The organism is Streptomyces sp. NPDC034670 (assembly GCF_055574875.1).
The window spans coordinates 15,971-18,552 of record NZ_JBVITR010000082.1; the positions used below are offsets into that span (position 1 = coordinate 15,971).

Genomic DNA, 2,582 nt, shown 5'->3' on the forward strand with positions numbered 1-2,582 from the left:
GTGGCTGCCCCCCGCACCAGCGTGGCGGACCGCGGCAGTACGGAAACAGCGCGGGCAGGTGTTCCTCCCCTCCCCCGCCCCCCCCCGGACCGGGAGGCCGCCGCCGACGACTGTCCCCCCCCGGGGCCTGCCTGTGACGCGGTACTGCTGCGGGGCTAGAAGACGCTGAGGCCGTACAGGCTCAGCGGCCGGGTGACCGGCTCGTAGAACGTGGTGCCGCCGGTGGTGCAATTACCGCTGCCGCCGGAGAGCAGGCCGTAGGCGGTGTTGCCGGCGAAGAGCGGGCCGCCGCTGTCGCCGGGCTCGGCGCAAGCGTTGGTCTGGATCGTGTTGTAGACCAGCTGGCCGTTGCCGTAGTTGACGGTGGCGTTCAGGCCGGTGACGCTGCCGGTGCGGTAACCCGTGGTGCTGCCGGAGCGCTCGATGCGCGTCCCGACGGTCGGGCTGCCGGCGTTGACGATGTCGCGGTACGTGCCGTTGTACAGGTACACGCGGCCGTCGGATGCGGCGGGGTTGGAGTGCCGGATGACCCCGTGGTCGTAGGTCGGGAAGACGGTCTGGCCCGGCACCGCGGTGCCGATGCTCCAGCTGGACCGGCCGCTGGTGCAGTGTCCGGCGGTGAGCGCGAAGTTCGTGCCCGCGGAGTTGCGGACGTTGAAGCCGAGGGAGCAGCGGGCGCCGGAGGAGGTGATGGCCTCCCCGCCAGCGATCAGACGGCTGAACTTGCCCGGGGTGCGATTGATCTGCAGCGCCCCGGACTGCGCGCCGACCGCCTTCCTGATCTTGTTGATCTCCGCCGCCGAGACCGTGCTGTCGGCGGTGACGACGACCTTGCCCGACGCCTTGTCGGTGTACCAGGCCGTGCCACCGACGTCGGCGGTGAGCACCGCGTCGCCGACCCGGGCGAGCTGGGCCGCGGTGGGCTTCGCGTCCGCGGACGCCGACGCCATGGCGGTGGGGGTCACGAGCGCGGACACGGTCGCCAGGGCGGCGACGACGGTGGCGGCACGGGCTCTTCGGGAGGCGCCCGACGACAGGAACGTCTTGACCTTCACTTGTCCTCCGGTGAGGGATCGTGGGTCTGTTGGATGTCCGGTCCCTTGGTTCACGTCTGCGGCAGTCCCGCGGACAGTGCGGGCGTCCTGGAGGTGCCGCATCGGTGGTTGAACCTTCGCCGTGATATGCCCCTGTCAACAAGCGCGGCTTTCGGACGCTTCGGTGAGAGCCCCCGGGTGCGCAAGCCGGTTGGCAAGGAAGGGGCTCTTGCGGGATCCCGTCCGCAGGGTGAGACGACGGGGACCTGACGGGTCATTGGGCGATGGCCCGTCGGTCGTCCCGGATTCCGGCAAGGTGCCGGGGGTGCGGCGACCGGTGGACAACGAGCCATTCATCGCGGCGCACCGAACTCTCCGGCGCCGGCTCCGCACGGCGGCGCGGCTGCTCAGGTCGCCGCCGACCCCGGGCGAGCGGTGCGGCCGCGCCGGGCCGCCGGAAATCATGGCCGATTCATGAAGATCACGTGGAGTATTCCGGTATGTCGTGTGATGCGACGGGGGAGGCTGGGTCCATGCCGCGTCCCCCGTCCGTCGTCGGCGCCGGGACGGGAGGAAGGCCGCGCCGTCCCGCGCGCGTTACGGCGGGAATGCTCCCGGCGGCTTTCCTGAGGCCGAACCCGTATGGGCGGATTGCCCCTTGCGGCGCCCAGGACCGGTGGCCGGTTCGACACCGTAGGCTGAAAGCGCTTTCACGACGCCGTTCGGCGCCCGGCCTCTCCAGCCACCGGGCCCCCTCTGGTCTCGGGCGAACACCCGCGGCGTCCCCTGCCGGACGCACTCCGCACGCCGGACCGAGCAGCCGCACCACGGGCACAACGCACTGCTCACCGCGGGCGGGGCGGGAGCGAGGGAGCGGCGGAGGCCGTTGTCGTCGTCTGCGTCGTGTGAGCGGCCCGTGTGGCCGGGGCGCCGGCGAGCCCGGCGACCACCGCGGCCGGCGCTGCGCGGTGTCCGCCCAGCCCGCGCCGGGGTGCTGTCACGTTGGCTGTCCGGTGGGATGATCTTCGGGTTGGCCGTGGTGGAGGGGGACCGCCCGTGGACAGTGCGCCGTCGTACAGGGGGCGCCGGTATCCGGTCGAGGTGATCTCGCACTGCGTGTGGCTGTACTTCCGCTTCCCGCTCAGTTTCCGGGAGGTCGAGGAGCTGATGCCGGAGCGCGGCATGATCGTCTCGTACGAGACCGGCGGGCGTCAGCGGGCCCGGCGATCGGCCGCACCCGTAGCCGGCCGGTGGGGCGCGGCTCCCCCGGTGTCGCGCTCCGTGTCGGCATCGGGTTCGCTCCCGCCCCGGACGGCACCGACCCGTTCCTCCATGGGCGTTCCCGCCCTTCGTTCCCGTCCCGCACACGGCTGGTCCGCTGCGGGCGGGGTCCGGGGCGATCACCTGGATGAACACCGGCACGGCCCCGCTCGCACCGGAGACGGAACGCCGAGCGGGGGGGGGGGGGGGGGGGGGGGGGGGGGGTGGGGGGGGGGGGGGGGGGGGGCGGGGGGGGGGGGGGGGGGGGGGGGGGGTTCCCTAAGCTCC

Annotated in this window: 1 protein-coding gene and 1 pseudogene; one reads left to right on the top strand and one right to left on the bottom strand. The window is 73.1% G+C overall.

Features of this window, described 5'->3' with window-relative positions:
• Window positions 1-155 precede the first annotated feature (155 nt).
• Window positions 156-1,055, bottom strand: coding sequence for a S1 family peptidase (locus tag ACZ56B_RS31220; protein WP_468797919.1), 900 nt, complete (start codon window positions 1,053-1,055; stop codon window positions 156-158).
• Between the two features lie 1,035 nt (window positions 1,056-2,090).
• Between ACZ56B_RS31220 and ACZ56B_RS31225 the strand changes: the two are divergent.
• A pseudogene (locus ACZ56B_RS31225) lies at window positions 2,091-2,258 on the top strand (IS6 family transposase); the annotation flags it as partial.
• Between the last annotated feature and the right edge of the window lie 324 nt (window positions 2,259-2,582).